The organism is Streptomyces sp. NPDC000348, assembly GCF_042898795.1.
GTDB lineage: Bacteria > Actinomycetota > Actinomycetes > Streptomycetales > Streptomycetaceae > Streptomyces.
In genome coordinates this window covers 75,892-90,303 of record NZ_JBIAZD010000021.1, presented here as the reverse complement: position 1 = coordinate 90,303, position 14,412 = coordinate 75,892, and the positions used below count along the sequence as shown (strand labels likewise).

Sequence of the window (14,412 nt, the reverse complement as noted above, 5' to 3'; positions counted from 1 at the left end):
CGGGGACCGCCCACGAAGACCAGGTCAACTGGCGCTGTTCTCCAGGGCTTTCCAAGATGATCATTCCCGCGCACAAGCTATCCGAAGGCCCGGAGGGACGTCCACCGGGAATCGATGGGGCCATGCCGCTCAATTCGTTACCGCAAGAGGGGGATAACCGGTAACGTGGGTCGCCGAGGGTCTCCGACCGCACCGCAGACTTCGAGGAGCACGTCATGGCTTTCGCCGAACTGGGCGCCGTCGTCCTGGACTGTCCCGACCCCCGCGCACTGGCCGGGTTCTACGCCGAGGTGCTCGGCGGCACGGTGGTGGACGAGGGCGAGTGGGTGGACCTCAGGATGCCCGGCGGCCCGGGCCTCGCCTTCCAGGCGTCCCCGGGGTACGTACCGCCGCGGTGGCCGTCGGCCGACGGCTCGCAGCAGTTCCACCTGGACCTGACGGTCGAGGACCTGGACGCGGCCGAGAAGGAGGTGCTGGCGCTGGGCGCGAGGCCGCTGGACGCGGACGACCGCTCCCGGACCTTCCGGGTTTACGCGGATCCGGCCGGGCACCCGTTCTGCCTGTGCGCCGGCTGACCTGCTGATCCCTGGAGGACCCATGGCCCCCGTGGCCCGTTTCCGTTCCGTCGTTCTCGACTGCCCCGACCCGCGCGAACTGGCCGTCTTCTACGCGGCCGTCGGCGGGGGCACGCCCGTGGAGGAGGACCCGGACTGGGTGGTGCTGCAGATCCCCGCGGGGCCCCGGCTGGCCTTCCAGCGGGCGCCGGGGTACGCCCCGCCGGAGTGGCCGAGCGCCGACCACGACTCCCAGCAGTTCCACCTCGACTTCGACGCCGGCGGGACCTGGGAGGAGGTCGACGCGGCGGAGGAGAAGGTGCTGGCGCTGGGGGCGCGGGTGCTGGACCGGGAGGACTACGAGAGCAAGGACTTCCGGGTGTACGCCGATCCGGCGGGGCATCCGTTCTGCCTCTGCCGGATCGAACAGCCCTGACCGCCCCGCCGGGCGGGGCCTAGCCGTCCAGGTCGGCGATGTCCGCCGTCGACGGGGGGCGGCGCTGCTGGGCCACATGGGCGGCGAAGTGCGCCTCGCGCAGCACCCGCTGGACGTTTCCCCAGGTCAGCAGGGCCACCTCGGCCTCGTCCCAGTCGCGCCGCAGCAGTTCGGCGATCAGCCTCGGGTAGCAGGAGGTGTCGGCGAGCTCCTGCGGATGGGCGCCGCCGGTGTCGTAGGTGCCGGACAGGCCCACGCACTCCGGTCCGGCGACCGTGCGGACGTGATCGAGGTGGTCGGCGACGTCACGGACGGTCGGGCCGGACTGCTCGGCGGTCAGCGGCACCATGCACAGGCCCTTCGCCCTCCCCACCTCGGCGAGCAGCTCGTCGGGGAGGTTGGCCGGGTGGGGGCGCAGGGCGCGGGCTGCGGAGCGGCTGAACAGCACGGGCGCCTTGGAGACGGTCAGGGCGCGGCGGATCGTCGGGGTCGAGGCGTACGAGAGGTCGGCGATCACGCCGACCCGGTTCATCTCGCGGACGACCTCCTCGCCGAACCGGGTCAGTCCCGCGGCGCCCGCCCAGGAGGCGCCGGCCAGGGTGAGCACGCGCAGACCGAGGGTGTGCAGCGCGCGCAGGACGCCGAGGGAGTCGCCGAGGGCGGCGGCGCCGGCGGGGCCGAACAGGACGGCGACCCGGCCGCAGTTGCGGGCGTCGCTGACCTCTCCGGCGGTGCGCGCCGGGCGCAGGCCCCCGTCGTGGGCGGCGACCACCGCCTTCGCCAGGTCCAGCTGCTCCAGGGTGGCGCCGACGGCCCGGTCGCCGTCGCCCGTCTCGGGCGGGTCCAGCGACCAGAACACCGCGCCGACCCGCCCCTTGCGCAGGCGGGGCACGTCCGCGTCGACGGCGCTCTCCCCGAGGTCGAGGTCGTACCAGGGCAGCCGGCGCAGCGCCCGCGGCAGTCCGCTGTAACCGTCGGCGACGGGGTGGGCGGCGAGGACGGCGTGGGCCCGGGTCAGGGGCTCGTCGTCCGGGTCGGAGACGGGCCGGTACTCCTCCGGCGGGACGACGACCGCCTCGGCCGGGTAGGGCCCGGCCTCGCCGGGAGCGCCGTCGACGCGGCCGACCTCGGCGGCGGGATACAGGTCGTCCTGGAGATCGGCCATGTCGGGCTCCGTCCGTCGTGACCTCGGCGGGGGTGCGTGCTCGCGGTACGGCCACCGTCGCACGGCGCCCCGGGGTGCTTCCTGGTGGACGTGCCGTTCGGGGGTACGGCGCCGGATCAGCGCGTGGGCCGCCTCGGTCACCTCGTCCAGGGTCTCCCGGGAGCGGACCGGGCCGGCGGTCATGCGGTCGACGCGGTCGCGCCCGGCGGTGAGGCCGGCGACCGGCTGCGGCGTGGCGACGGCCGGAGGGCCGCCGTCCGCGTCCCGCACGCGGGGCGGAAACCGCGCGGTCCTGCCGCTGCACGGCCCGGCCGCGTGCAGCTCCTGGATCCGGACGAATCGCGGAGGACGGGACCGAGGAGATCCACCCGGCGCTCGCCGAACGGCTCGGCGGGCTCGGGGCGGCGTACCCGCACCTGGTGCCCGCCGACCCGGACACGCCGGTGTCCGGGCGGATCCGTGCCGCGTGGCCGGGGGCGCCCGTCGCCGGCCCGGTGCCGGAGGAGATGTCCTCCGACGCCGTGCACCGCGCCTCCGGGCGGCTGCCGGCCGCCGGGGCCCATCCGATCGCCCTCGGCCAGCCCTTCCTCGCCGGCCCCGGCCCGGTTGCGGCGGCTGCGTCCCGGCGCGCCGCCGAACCGGGTGCGGGACCGCTGCCCGGCGCACGTGGGCGGGGCGGACGGCCGCACCGGCCACCCCACCCCCGGCGGTCAGCCGTCCAGGTCCTCGATCGTCGCGTTCGACGGGCCCCGCGTGGCCTGGAGGCCCCGCGCCACGTCCTCGGCGGCGCCCAGCACCCGTACCGCGTTCCGCCAGGTGAGCTTGGCCAGGTCGGCCTTCGACCAGCCGCGCCCCAGCAGCTCGGCGATCAGGTTCGGGTAGCCGGAGACGTCGCCGAGGCCGTCGGGGGTGAAGGCCGTGCCGTCGTAGTCGCCGCCGATGCCGAGGTGGTCGACGCCGGCGACCTCGCGCATGTGGTCGAGGTGGTCGGCGACCGTGGACACGGTGGCGACCGGGCGCGGGTGGGCCTCCTCGAAGGCGCGGTGGATCCTCATCCCCTCGGGGGTGGTGTCGAGGTGGTGGAAGCCGTGCGCGCGCATGTTCTCGTCGGCCGCGGCCGTCCAGTCGACGGCCGCCTGGAGCACGAACTTCGGCACGAACGTCACCATCGCGACGCCGCCGTTGGCGGGCAGCCGCTCCAGCACGTCGTCGGGGATGTTCCGCGGGTGGTCGCAGACCGCGCGGGCGGAGGAGTGGGAGAAGATCACCGGCGCGGAGGTGGCGTCCAGCGCGTCCCGCATGGTCGTGGCGGCGACGTGGGAGAGGTCGACCAGCATGCCGAGCCGGTTCATCTCCTTCACCACCTCGCGGCCGAAGGCCGACAGGCCGCCCACGCCGGGCTCGTCGGTCGCCGAGTCCGCCCACGCCACGTTGAAGTTGTGGGTGAGGGTCAGATAGCGCACGCCGAGGGCGTACAGCCCCCGGAGGGTGCCGAGGGAGTCGGCTATGGAGTGACCGCCCTCCGCCCCCATGAGGGAGGCGATGCGGCCCTGACCGCGCGCGGCCTCCATGTCGGCGGCGGTCAGCGCGGGCGCCAGCTCCCGCGGGTGACGGTCCAGCAACTGCCGTACGCAGTCGATCTGTTCCAGCGTGGCGGGCACCGCGTCCGGCAGGTCCGCGCGGACGTACACCGACCAGAACTGCGCGCCGACCCCGCCCGCGCGCAGCCGGGGTATGTCGGTGTGCAGATGGGCGGACTGGTCGCCGGCGATGTCGCGGGCGCCGAGGTCGTAGCGGACCTGTTCGCGCAGCGCCCACGGCAGGTCGTTGTGCCCGTCGACGACGGGGAACTCGGCCAGCAGCGCGCGGGCTTCGTCGAGGGACGCCATGGAGCCCACCCCGCTCACTTCCCGAAACCGAAGCCGTTGCCGGAGCCCTCGGCCTTGGCGCGCAGCCGCTTGCCCTTCTCGGTGGCCTGGTCGTTCAGCTCCTGCTGGAACTCCCGCATCCGGCCGAGGAGTTCCTCGTCGTGGGCGGCGAGGATCCGGGCCGCGAGCAGGCCCGCGTTGCGCGCTCCGGCCACGGAGACGGTGGCGACCGGGACACCGGCCGGCATCTGCACGATGGACAGCAGGGAGTCCATGCCGTCGAGGTACTTCAGCGGCACGGGCACGCCGATGACGGGCAGCGGGGTAACGGAGGCGAGCATGCCGGGCAGGTGGGCGGCGCCGCCCGCACCCGCGATGATCACCTTCAGTCCCCGGTCCGCGGCCTGCTCGCCGTACGCGATCATCTCGCGGGGCATGCGGTGCGCGGAGACGACGTCGACCTCGTAGGCGACCTCGAACTCGTCGAGGGCCTTGGCCGCCGCCTCCATGACGGGCCAGTCGGAGTCCGACCCCATGACGATGCCGACCGAAGGGAAGGGGCGCGCGTCAGCGCTCGCTGAGGGGTGGTGGCCGGGCGACGGGTGGGCGCTCATTCGGTGATCGTGCCTCTCAGGTAGCCGGCTGCGTGACGGGCGCGCTCCAGCACGTCGTCCAGGTCGTCGCCGTAGGTGTTGACGTGGCCCACCTTGCGGCCGGGCTTCACGTCCTTGCCGTACATGTGGATCTTCAGCTGGGGGTCGCGGGCCATGCAGTGCAGGTACGCGGAGTACATGTCCGGGTAGTCGCCGCCGAGGACGTTGACCATGACCGTCCACTTCGCGCGCGGGCGGGGGTCGCCGAGCGGGAGGTCGAGGACGGCGCGGACGTGGTTGGCGAACTGCGAGGTGATCGCGCCGTCCATGGACCAGTGGCCGGAGTTGTGCGGGCGCATCGCGAGCTCGTTGACGAGGATGCGGCCGTCGCGGGTCTGGAACAGCTCGACCGCGAGGTGGCCGACGACGCCGAGTTCCCCCGCGATGTTCAGCGCCATCTCCTCGGCCTTCAGCGCGAGGGCCTCGTCGAGGCCGGGAGCGGGCGCGATCACCGTGTCGCAGACGCCGCCCACCTGCCGCGACTCGACGACGGGGTAGGCGACGGCCTGCCCGTGCGGGGAGCGGACCACGTTGGCGGCCAGCTCGCGCACGAAGTCGACCTTCTCCTCGGCGAGGACGGCGACACCGGCCCTGAAGGGCTCCGCGGCCTCCTCGACGGAACCGACGACCCACACGCCCTTGCCGTCGTAGCCGCCGCGGACCGTCTTGAGGACGACGGGGAAACCGTCCCCCTCGGCCGCGAACGCGGCGACGTCCTCGGGATCGGCGACGATGCGGTGCCGCGGGCACGGCACCCCGATCGCGTCGAGCTTCGCGCGCATCACGCCCTTGTCCTGGGCGTGCACCAGCGCGTCGGGGCCGGGGCGGACGGGGATGCCGTCCGCCTCCAGGGCCCTGAGGTGCTCGGTGGGCACGTGCTCGTGGTCGAAGGTGATCACGTCGCAGCCGCGCGCGAACGCGCGCAGCGTCTCCAGGTCGCGGTAGTCGCCGACGACGACGTCGCCGACGACCTGCGCCGCGGAATCCTGCGGAGTGTCACTGAGGAGCTTGAACCTGATGCCGAACGGGATGCCCGCCTCGTGTGTCATACGAGCGAGCTGGCCACCGCCGACCATGCCGACTACCGGGAACGTCACGCCCTCAGGGTATCTGCCCGCGCCACGGTGGCCGATTTCGCGCCCGTCGCACGGGAAGGACCGCGGTCACGGCCCGCGTCCGCAGGAAGATCGCACGGGTGGGTGGTTAGCATGACTGGGTTGACGCATTCGACGGACGGGAGCCTGCAGACGATGGAACGCGGTTCCTCGGGGCTTCGGCGGCTCTTCCGGGAAGTGGCCAAATTCGGCGCGGTGGGAGGAGCCGGAGTACTGGTCAACCTGGGCGTCTTCAACCTGGTGCGGCAGGTGACCGACCTCCAGGTGGTGCGGGCGAGCGTCATCGCCACCGTCGTGGCGATCGTCTTCAACTACGTCGGTTTCCGCTACTTCACCTACCGCGACCGCGACAAGTCCCGGCGCACCCGGGAGATGTCCCTGTTCCTGCTGTTCAGCGCGGTCGGCCTGGTGATCGAGAACGGCGTGCTGTACACGGCGACGTACGGCTTCGGCTGGGACAGCCCGCTGCAGAGCAACGTCTTCAAGTTCTTCGGCATCGCCGTGGCGACCCTGTTCCGCTTCTGGTCGTACCGCACCTGGGTGTTCCGCGCGCTGCCGGTCCGCAGGCCGGTGCCGCGGGACGCGCCCTCCGACGGCTCCCGCGCGACGCAGCGCGTGCCGTAGCCGTCAGCGCACCGTCCGGCGGGACTCGTCGTCCGGGGACCTCTGCGGCGGCGTGCGGGAGAGGAACAGGCCGAAGACGGCCGGGGCGGCCTGGAGCATCTCCAGCCGGCCGCCGTCCGCCTCCGCGAGGTCGCGGGCGACGGCGAGGCCGATGCCGGTGGAGTTGTGGCCGCTGATCGCCCGCTCGAAGATCCGCGCGCCCAGGTCGGCGGGGACGCCCGGGCCCTCGTCCGTGACCTCGACGACGACCTGGTTGCCGGTGACCCTGGTGCGCAGGGCGACCGTGCCGCCCCCGTGCATCAGCGAGTTCTCGATCAGCGCCGCCAGCACCTGGGCGACCGCGCCCGGCGTGCCCACCGCCCGCAGCTGCCGCTTGCCCGAGGCGACGATCGCGCGGCCCGCGCTGCGGTAGGCGGGGCGCCACTCGGCGAGCTGCTGCTGGATCACCTCGTCGAGGTCGAAGGTGACCGCGGAGCCGGTCCGCGGGTCGCGGGAGTTGGTCAGCAGCCGCTCCACCACGTCCGTCAGCCGCTCCACCTGCGTCAGCGCGATCGTGGCCTCCTCCTTCACCGTGTCCGGGTCGTCGGTGAGGGTGATCTCCTCCAGGCGCATGGACAGGGCGGTGAGGGGGGTGCGCAGCTGGTGGGAGGCGTCGGCGGCCAGTCGCCGCTCCGCGGTCAGCATGCGGGCGATGCGCTCGGCGGAGCGGTCCAGCACGTCCGCGACCCGGTCCAGCTCGGGAACGCCGTAGCGGCGGTGGCGGGGGCGGGGATCACCGGAGCCGAGGCGTTCGGCGGTCTCCGCGAGGTCGGTCAGCGGGGAGGCGAGCCGGTTGGCCTGGCGGATCGCCAGCAGCACCGCCGCGATCACCGCGAGGAGCGCCACCAGGCCGATGATCAGCAGCGTACGGCCGACCTCCCGGGTCACCGAGGAGCGCGGCTCCTGCACGGTGACCGTCTCGCCCTCCTCGCCGGGCGCCGAGGCGCTGATGACGTCGCCGTCCGGCTCGGTGCCGACCTCGATGAGCGGCTTGCCGGGGATCCGGATGACGGCGTACCGGTCCTCGGTGACCTGGTCGCTGAGGATCTCGGCGGTGACCTGGTCCTCGACGATCAGCCGGCTGTCGACGATGCTGGCCAGCCGGACCGCCTCGGACTCCACCCGCTCCCTGGCGCTCTCGCTGATGGTGCGGGTCTCGACGATCACCAGGGAGACGCCGAAGACGGCGATCACGACGAGCACCACGGCGAGCGTGGACTGGATCAGGCGGCGGCGCATGTCCTCTTACCCAAGACGGAAGACCCCACGGCGGTCTCGGTCAGCTCTTCTCGAAGCGGAAGCCCACGCCGCGCACGGTGGCGATGTAGCGGGGGTTGGCCGCGTCGTCGCCCAGCTTCTTGCGCAGCCAGGAGATGTGCATGTCGAGGGTCTTGGTGGAGGACCACCAGGTGGTGTCCCAGACCTCGCGCATCAGCTGGTCGCGGGTGACGACCCGGCCCGCGTCCCGCACCAGGACCCGCAGCAGGTCGAACTCCTTCGCGGTGAGCTGGAGCTCCTCGTCGCCCATCCAGGCCCGGTGCGACTCGACGTCGATGCGCACCCCGTGGGTGGCGGGCGGCTGCTGGGGCTCGGCGGAACCGCGCCGCAGCAGGGCCCGGACCCGGGCCAGCAGTTCGGCGAGCCGGAACGGCTTGGTGACGTAGTCGTCGGCGCCCGCGTCGAGCCCGACGACCGTGTCCACCTCGTCGGCGCGCGCGGTCAGGATCAGCAGGGGAACCGTGTGCCCCTCGGAGCGGAGCCGGCGGGCGACCTCCAGGCCGTCCATGCCGGGCAGTCCGAGGTCCAGCACCACCAGGTCTACGCCGCCCTGCATGCCGGCTTCGAGCGCGGTGGGTCCGTCCTCACGCACCTCGACTTCGTAGCCCTCCCGGCGCAGGGCGCGGGCCAGCGGCTCCGAGATGGACGCGTCGTCCTCGGCGAGCAGTACACGGGTCATGCCAGTGATGGTAGTCCCGCCGCCGAGGGGCCCGGGGTGTGATCGCCGGCGTTGACTCTTACCTCCGGCATACCCGTTTCTCACCTGCGGCGGTCCCGGTTCGCACCTGCGGCTGTGGGGTGCGAACCTGGGGCTGACCTTCGAATGGGTGACCGCGGTTCCAGTGAAACCTGTGATCCTTGTCTCAAGCCCTTCCATATCCGGCACTGTCCTGCCGTATGGTGAATCAACGCCTGTTGCACCATGGGGACCTTTGGCGCAGTTGACGCCGAGGGTCTCTTTTGTGTGCGGGCCGGCCCGTGCGCCGGCCCCGGAAGGAATGACCTGTGGCCGGGCCCCGTCGCGCGCAGACGCACGGCGGGGCGTGGATCCCGGTGGTCGCCGTCCGCCGTTCCGCGACCCGGAGCGGCCTCCCTCGGGCGTGGGGTGGACGGTACGGCCCCGCCGGTGCCGGCCGCCCCCCACCGGGCGCGTACACGCTCGCGCGACGCGTCCCGACCAGCAAGGATCGACCATGGCGTCCAGCCTGACGAAGGACTCGGTCACCCCGGGCACCCCCGGCTCCGAGAAGACCTTCTTCGGCCACCCCCGCGGACTGGCCACACTCTTCATGACGGAGATGTGGGAGCGTTTCTCCTACTACGGCATGAGGGCTCTGCTCCCGCTGTACCTCGTCGCGCCGGGCGGCCTGGCCCTGAGCGCCGGCACCGCGACGGCGATCTACTCGGTGTACGTGTCGCTGGTGTACCTGCTCGCCATGCCCGGCGGCTGGTTCGGCGACCGCGTCTGGGGTCCCCGCAAGACCGTCGCCGTCGCCGGCGGCGTCATCATGCTGGGCCACCTGACGCTGGCGCTGCCGTCCTCCGGCACCTTCTACGCGGGTCTCGGTCTGGTCGCCATCGGCTCCGGCCTGCTGAAGGCCAACATCTCGACCATGGTCGGTCACCTCTACGAGGGCCCGGACGACCCGCGCCGGGACGGCGGCTTCACCGTCTTCTACATGGGCATCAACCTGGGTGCCTTCGCCGCGCCGCTGATCATCGGCACCATCGGCGAGAGCGTCGACTGGCACCTGGGCTTCGCGCTCGCCGCGCTGGGCATGGGCCTGGGCCTGGTCCAGTTCCTGCTGGGCAGCCGCCACCTGGACGCGCGCTCCGGCGTCGTCCCGAAGCCCCTGTCGGCCGAGGAGAAGTCCTCCACCCTGCGCAAGGCCGCCCTCTGGGCGGGCATCGCCGTCGTCGCCTACGCCGCCCTCGGCCTCTCCGGCCACTACACGCTGAACTGGGTCCTGGTCCCGCTGACGCTGCTCGGTGTGATCATCCCGGTGATGGTGCTGGTCCGCATCAAGCGCGACAGGGAGCTCGACCGCGCCGAGCAGTCGAAGATGTCCGCGTACATCTGGTTCTTCGTCGCCGCGGCCGTGTTCTGGATGATCTACGACCAGGGCGGCTCGACGCTGTCGATCTTCGCCGACTCGTCGGCCGACAACACCGTTCTCGGCTGGGAGTTCCCGGTCTCCTGGTACCAGTCGGTCAACCCGGTCCTGATCATGGCGCTGGCCCCGGTCTTCGCCTGGATCTGGCTGGCGCTCAACCGGCGCGGCAAGGAGCCGAGCACGATCGTGAAGTTCGCCTCCGGCCTGCTGCTGGTCGGCGCGTCCTTCTTCCTCTTCCTGGCCCCGCTGTCGATCGCCGAGGGCGGTCACAAGGCCGCGGCGCTGTGGCTGGTGGCGATCTACTTCACGCAGACCGTCGGTGAGCTGCTGCTCTCCCCGGTCGGCCTGTCGGTCACCACGAAGATGGCGCCCGCGAAGTACGCCTCGCAGATGATGGGCGTCTGGTTCCTGGCCGTCACCGCCGGTGACGCCACGACCGGTCTGCTCTCCATCGCCGGTGTCGACCTGAACAAGACGGGCATCGTCGCGATGGAGGCGAGCCTCGCGGTGGTCGCCGGCATCGCGGTGTGGATGTACCGCAACAAGGTCAAGACCCTCATGGGCGACGTGCGCTGAGCCTTCCCCCACGGCTCGGGACGAAGGGCCCCGCATCCGGTCGGATGCGGGGCCCTTCGGGCGTCGTGGGGGTGGGGCGCGGGCGCCGGGTGCGCCGGGTCAGGGTGACGGGGTGTACCGGGTCCGGGTCACGCCCGCACCGACCGCCGTGGCGCCCGGGCCGTACGCGGTGCCCGAGTCCGGATGCCGCCGGTGCCGCGGGTCCGGGCCGTGCCGGTACCGCGGGCCCGGATGGCATCGGTGCCCCGGACCCGGGCTACGCCGGTGTCCCGCGTTCCGCCCGGACCGTCGGCTTGCGGGCACGTCGGGTCCGGGTCACGCCCGCGCCGACCGCCCGGGCCGTACACGGTGCCCCGAGTCCGGATGGCATCGGTGCCCCGGATCCGGGCTACGCCGGCGCCCCGAGTTCCGCCCAGACCGTCTTGCCCGCGACGCCTGGGGCCCGTACGACCCCCCAGTCCAGGCAGAGCCGCTGCACGATGAACATGCCGTGGCCGCCCGGGCGGCCCGCCCGGTGCGGGGTGCGCGGGGCCGGCTGGCCCGTGCCCCGGTCGGTGACCTCGAGCCGGATCACCTTCTTGTCGCAGGTGATGGCCAGGTGGTCCGGCCCCTCGGCGTGCAGGCAGGCGTTGGTGACCAGTTCGGAGACGACGAGCAGGACGTCCTCGGCGGCGGCCCGCTGGTCGGCGGTGGCGGCGGGCAGCCAGCCCCACGCGTACAGCGCCTGGCGGGTGAAGTCGCGGGCGAGCGGTACGACGCCGCTCTGGTCGTCGAAGCTCAGCCGGCGGACCTGGCCGCCGCCCGACGGCCCGGAGGACTCCGGTGGCGCGGTGGGCGCGGCGACGCCCCCGTCGGGCGCGCTCCCCGTCGGTGCGCCGCCCCCGGGCGTCCCGGAAGCGCCGCTGGGCTCCGGACCGCGGTCGCCCGGCGAGTAGGGCCGGGTGGTGCTCATCAGCGCTTCACCTCACCGTGTCACCAGTTCACGATTCACAAGTTTCCGTACTGGGTCGGTCACGCACGGACGGCTCATTCGGTTCCCGACGCCCTCGCGACCACCCTGTCCGACACGCTCAGGGTGTCTCCTGCCCTGGCGGGCCGAGGGGACACCCCCGTATTCGCACGAAAAGGTGTGGGGGAAGCGGCCCTTTGACGGGGCCGGTGTGAAAGCCCGGCCGGTCCTGCCCGCGCGCGTCACGCGGAATCGTCGGCCAGCGCCGCCTCGAGCGTGTCGTGGACGGTGAACACCGCGTCCGCTCCCGTGATCTCGAAGACACGCGCGACGACGGGCTGCATCCCCACGAGATGGACCCCTCCCCCGGCGGCTTCGGCCTTCAGCCGGGCTCCCAGCAGCACGTTCAGCCCCGTGGAGTCACAGAACTCCAGCCTGGAGCAGTCGATGACGAGTCGCTTGAATCCCTTGGCGAGGCAGTCCTCCAGTGGCTCCCGCAACAAATCGGCGGTGTGGTGATCCAACTCACCCGCCGGAGTCACGACGGCACTGGGGCCCTCTTCTCGCACCTCGACCAGAAGCCGGCCAGACTGTGCGCTGCCGACCGTCCCGCGGTCCATGCCGTCTCTCTCTCCCGACGTCGTGGCTGCCTGCTGACGTCCTCGAACATTACGCCTTATGGCCACGCTTCGACAGCCGAACAATCGCACACAAACAGACATATGCAAACGGAACGCACTTGCGGTCGGCTCGGGAAAGCGGGTAGGGCTAGTAAGAACACACAACCGACACGGCCGGCTTTGGAGGCGCCGCACACCGCAGTGCACGTATCGGCTTCGGCAGCCATATGCCGAGAACGATGGAGGACATCATGTCACCCCGGCTCGACGCATCGCGTACCCCGAAAGCGACGTCGACACTCCCTCCGGAACATCTGGATCCCATCGAGCGTGACGACCCGGGCGTCGTCCCGGACGAGTCGCTCGCCGGACTCCCGGAGATCCCCCCGTACGACGAGGTGGGCCCGGTCGACGCGCGAGCCCTGTCCAAGACCCTCTTCGAGCGCCTGGAGTCGCTGGAGGAAGGCACCCGCGAGTACTCGTACGTGCGCAACACGCTCGTGGAGCTGAACCTCGCCCTGGTCAAGTTCGCCGCCTCCCGCTTCCGCTCGCGCAGCGAGCCGATGGAGGACATCATCCAGGTCGGCACCATCGGCCTGATCAAGGCGATCGACCGCTTCGAGATGTCGCGCGGTGTGGAGTTCCCCACGTTCGCGATGCCGACCATCATCGGCGAGATCAAGCGCTTCTTCCGCGACACCTCGTGGTCCGTGCGCGTCCCGCGCCGGCTGCAGGAGCTCCGGCTCGACCTGGCCAAGGCCGGTGACGAGCTGGCCCAGCAGCTGGACCGGGCGCCGACGGTGGCCGAACTCGCCGAGCGCCTGGGCATCAGCAACGACGAGGTCGTCGAGGGCATGGCGGCGTCGAACGCCTACACCGCCTCCTCGCTGGACGCCCAGCCGGAGGAGGACGACACCGAGGGCGCGCTGGCGGACCGGATCGGTTACGAGGACCACGGGCTCGAAGGCATCGAGTACGTCGAGTCGCTGAAGCCGCTGATCGCCGAACTGCCGCCGCGGGACCGGAAGATCCTCTCCCTGCGCTTCGTCGCGGGCATGACCCAGTCGGAGATCGGCGAGGAACTGGGCATCTCCCAGATGCACGTCTCCCGCCTGCTGTCGCGGACGCTGGTGAAGCTGCGCAAGGGGCTCACGGTCGAGGAGTGATCCTCACCGGGTGACACCCGTCCTCCAGGGGGTGGTCCGAGGCCGGGCCGCCCCCTTCGGGACGTCCGGGGGCGCTCACACCCTGCGCACGCCCCGTCGCCACACCCCCGCGACCAGCGGTACCCCGGGCCGGTAGGCGAGGTGGACGTGGCTCGGGGCGTCGAGGAGGGTGAGGTCGGCGTACGCGCCCGGGGTCAGCCGGCCGACGTCGGTGCGGCGCAGGGCCGCGGCGCCGCCCGCGGTGGCCGACCAGACGGCCTCGTCCGGCGTCATCCCCATGTCCCGCACGGCGAGCGCGACGCAGAAGGGGACGGAGGACGTGAAGGACGAGCCCGGGTTGCAGTCCGTGGACAGCGCGACGGTGACGCCCGCGTCCAGCAGCCGGCGGGCGTCCGGCCACTCGGCGCGGGTGGAGAACTCGGCGCCGGGGAGCAGGGTGGCGACGGTGTTCCCGCCGGCGAGGGCGTCCACGTCGGCGTCGGTGAGGTGGGTGCAGTGGTCGGCGCTGGCCGCGTCGAGCTCGACGGCGAGCCGGACGCCGGGGCCGTACGACAGCTGGTTGGCGTGGACGCGCGGGTGCAGGCCCTTCGCCTTCCCGGCGGTGAGGACCGCGCGGGCCTGGTCGCCGTCGAAGGCGCCCTCCTCGCAGAAGACGTCGATCCAGCGGGCGTGCGGCGCGCAGGCGTCCAGCATCTCGCCGGTGACCAGGGCGACGTATCCGGCCGGGTCCTCGGCGTACTCGGGCGCGACGACGTGGGCGCCGAGGTAGGTGACCTCGTCGGTGTGGCGGGCGGCCAGGCGCAGGGCGCGGGCCTCGTCCTCGACGGTCAGGCCGTAGCCGGACTTGGTCTCGAAGGTCGTGGTGCCCTGGCGGAGCGCCTCGTCGAGGAAACGGGTGAGGTTCGCCTCGAGTTCCGCGTCACCGGCGGCGCGGGTGGCGGCGACGGTCGTGCGGATGCCGCCGGCGCCGTAGGCGCGGCCCGACATCCGGGCGTTGAACTCCTCGGTGCGGTCGCCCGCGAAGACCAGGTGGGAGTGGGAGTCGACGAAGCCCGGCAGGACCGCCCGGCCCCCGGCGTCGACCTGGTTGTCAGTGGCGGGTGCTTTGCTCGATCCACCGGTCCACACGACGCGGTCGCCCTCGATGACGACGGCCGCGTCCCGGACCAGACCGAGGGGGGACCCGTCACCGAGGGAGGGGTCGTTGGTGACCAGCGCGGCGATGTTGCTGATGACGGTGCTGTTCATGGCGTCC

The 14,412-nt window shown here is 72.4% G+C and carries 14 protein-coding genes; 5 read left to right on the top strand and 9 right to left on the bottom strand.

The genetic code is table 11. From position 1 onward, the window contains the following. Positions 1–215: 215 nt before the first annotated feature. Together ACFY3N_RS31145 and ACFY3N_RS31140 are read left to right on the top strand one after the other, a co-directional pair. On the top strand, positions 216–575 hold the full coding sequence (locus ACFY3N_RS31145) for a VOC family protein (protein WP_390820128.1): 360 nt from the start codon (positions 216–218) through the stop codon (positions 573–575). Between the two features lie 22 nt (positions 576–597). Beyond that, a complete protein-coding gene (locus tag ACFY3N_RS31140) occupies positions 598–990 on the top strand; it encodes a VOC family protein (RefSeq protein WP_390820127.1) in 393 nt (130 codons plus the stop codon). A gap of 19 nt (positions 991–1,009) precedes the next feature. Here the strand turns inward: ACFY3N_RS31140 and ACFY3N_RS31135 are convergent, their stop codons facing one another. The 4 genes from ACFY3N_RS31135 to ACFY3N_RS31120 form a co-directional block, all read right to left on the bottom strand. Then, positions 1,010–2,155, bottom strand: coding sequence for a dipeptidase (locus ACFY3N_RS31135; protein WP_390820167.1), 1,146 nt, complete (start codon positions 2,153–2,155; stop codon positions 1,010–1,012). A 710-nt stretch (positions 2,156–2,865) separates the two neighbouring features. Next, positions 2,866–4,044 (bottom strand): dipeptidase, encoded by a 1,179-nt coding sequence (locus ACFY3N_RS31130; RefSeq protein WP_390820126.1) that lies wholly within the window; start codon positions 4,042–4,044, stop codon positions 2,866–2,868. A 14-nt stretch (positions 4,045–4,058) separates the two neighbouring features. Beyond that, positions 4,059–4,637 (bottom strand): 5-(carboxyamino)imidazole ribonucleotide mutase, encoded by a 579-nt coding sequence (gene purE, locus ACFY3N_RS31125; RefSeq protein WP_390820125.1) that lies wholly within the window; start codon positions 4,635–4,637, stop codon positions 4,059–4,061. Next, positions 4,634–5,773 carry a 5-(carboxyamino)imidazole ribonucleotide synthase gene (locus ACFY3N_RS31120; protein ID WP_390820124.1) on the bottom strand — a complete coding sequence of 380 codons (1,140 nt, stop codon included), beginning with the start codon at positions 5,771–5,773 and terminating at the stop codon, positions 4,634–4,636. Before ACFY3N_RS31120 ends, purE begins: the two co-directional genes overlap by 4 nt. Positions 5,774–5,926: 153 nt before the next feature. Here ACFY3N_RS31120 and ACFY3N_RS31115 point away from each other — a divergent pair, with 153 nt between their 5' ends. Continuing rightward, complete coding sequence (locus ACFY3N_RS31115; RefSeq protein WP_390820166.1) at positions 5,927–6,415, top strand: GtrA family protein; 489 nt, start codon at positions 5,927–5,929, stop codon at positions 6,413–6,415. Positions 6,416–6,418: 3 nt separating this feature from the next. On the opposite strand, the gene ACFY3N_RS31110 is transcribed toward ACFY3N_RS31115, so the two are convergent. Both ACFY3N_RS31110 and ACFY3N_RS31105 read right to left on the bottom strand, forming a co-directional pair. Further along, complete coding sequence (locus tag ACFY3N_RS31110) at positions 6,419–7,693, bottom strand: ATP-binding protein (RefSeq protein WP_390820123.1); 1,275 nt, start codon at positions 7,691–7,693, stop codon at positions 6,419–6,421. Between the two features lie 40 nt (positions 7,694–7,733). Continuing rightward, positions 7,734–8,411 carry a response regulator transcription factor gene (locus ACFY3N_RS31105; RefSeq protein WP_030821646.1) on the bottom strand — a complete coding sequence of 226 codons (678 nt, stop codon included), beginning with the start codon at positions 8,409–8,411 and terminating at the stop codon, positions 7,734–7,736. 514 nt (positions 8,412–8,925) lie between these two features. Here ACFY3N_RS31105 and ACFY3N_RS31100 point away from each other — a divergent pair. Next, positions 8,926–10,422: an oligopeptide:H+ symporter gene (locus tag ACFY3N_RS31100; protein WP_390820122.1), complete on the top strand. Its 1,497-nt coding sequence runs from the start codon at positions 8,926–8,928 to the stop codon at positions 10,420–10,422. 388 nt (positions 10,423–10,810) lie between these two features. On the opposite strand, the gene ACFY3N_RS31095 is transcribed toward ACFY3N_RS31100, so the two are convergent. Together ACFY3N_RS31095 and ACFY3N_RS31090 are read right to left on the bottom strand one after the other, a co-directional pair. Then, a complete protein-coding gene (locus ACFY3N_RS31095; protein ID WP_390820121.1) occupies positions 10,811–11,374 on the bottom strand; it encodes an ATP-binding protein in 564 nt (187 codons plus the stop codon). 239 nt (positions 11,375–11,613) lie between these two features. Next, entirely contained in the window at positions 11,614–11,991 is a 378-nt protein-coding gene (locus ACFY3N_RS31090) for an STAS domain-containing protein (RefSeq protein WP_030870057.1), read from the bottom strand. Positions 11,992–12,230: 239 nt separating this feature from the next. Here ACFY3N_RS31090 and ACFY3N_RS31085 point away from each other — a divergent pair, with 239 nt between their 5' ends. Beyond that, positions 12,231–13,157 (top strand): RNA polymerase sigma factor SigF, encoded by a 927-nt coding sequence (locus tag ACFY3N_RS31085; RefSeq protein WP_390820120.1) that lies wholly within the window; start codon positions 12,231–12,233, stop codon positions 13,155–13,157. Positions 13,158–13,232: 75 nt separating this feature from the next. Here ACFY3N_RS31085 and hutI read toward each other — a convergent pair whose 3' ends face one another. After that, complete coding sequence (gene hutI / locus ACFY3N_RS31080; protein WP_390820119.1) at positions 13,233–14,405, bottom strand: imidazolonepropionase; 1,173 nt, start codon at positions 14,403–14,405, stop codon at positions 13,233–13,235. Between the last annotated feature and the right edge of the window lie 7 nt (positions 14,406–14,412).

Bases quoted from the DNA above. Each gene is read 5' to 3' on its own strand.
- ACFY3N_RS31130 (WP_390820126.1), bottom strand. From the start codon at position 4,044: ATGGCGTCCCTCGACGAAGCCCGCGCGCTGCTGGCCGAGTTCCCCGTC.
- hutI (WP_390820119.1), bottom strand. From the start codon at position 14,405: ATGAACAGCACCGTCATCAGCAACATCGCCGCGCTGGTCACCAACGAC.
- ACFY3N_RS31085 (WP_390820120.1), top strand. From the start codon at position 12,231: ATGGAGGACATCATGTCACCCCGGCTCGACGCATCGCGTACCCCGAAA.
- ACFY3N_RS31110 (WP_390820123.1), bottom strand. From the start codon at position 7,693: ATGCGCCGCCGCCTGATCCAGTCCACGCTCGCCGTGGTGCTCGTCGTG.
- purE (WP_390820125.1), bottom strand. From the start codon at position 4,637: ATGAGCGCCCACCCGTCGCCCGGCCACCACCCCTCAGCGAGCGCTGAC.
- ACFY3N_RS31145 (WP_390820128.1), top strand. From the start codon at position 216: ATGGCTTTCGCCGAACTGGGCGCCGTCGTCCTGGACTGTCCCGACCCC.
- ACFY3N_RS31090 (WP_030870057.1), bottom strand. From the start codon at position 11,991: ATGGACCGCGGGACGGTCGGCAGCGCACAGTCTGGCCGGCTTCTGGTC.
- ACFY3N_RS31095 (WP_390820121.1), bottom strand. From the start codon at position 11,374: ATGAGCACCACCCGGCCCTACTCGCCGGGCGACCGCGGTCCGGAGCCC.
- ACFY3N_RS31100 (WP_390820122.1), top strand. From the start codon at position 8,926: ATGGCGTCCAGCCTGACGAAGGACTCGGTCACCCCGGGCACCCCCGGC.
- ACFY3N_RS31140 (WP_390820127.1), top strand. From the start codon at position 598: ATGGCCCCCGTGGCCCGTTTCCGTTCCGTCGTTCTCGACTGCCCCGAC.
- ACFY3N_RS31115 (WP_390820166.1), top strand. From the start codon at position 5,927: ATGGAACGCGGTTCCTCGGGGCTTCGGCGGCTCTTCCGGGAAGTGGCC.
- ACFY3N_RS31135 (WP_390820167.1), bottom strand. From the start codon at position 2,155: ATGGCCGATCTCCAGGACGACCTGTATCCCGCCGCCGAGGTCGGCCGC.
- ACFY3N_RS31105 (WP_030821646.1), bottom strand. From the start codon at position 8,411: ATGACCCGTGTACTGCTCGCCGAGGACGACGCGTCCATCTCGGAGCCG.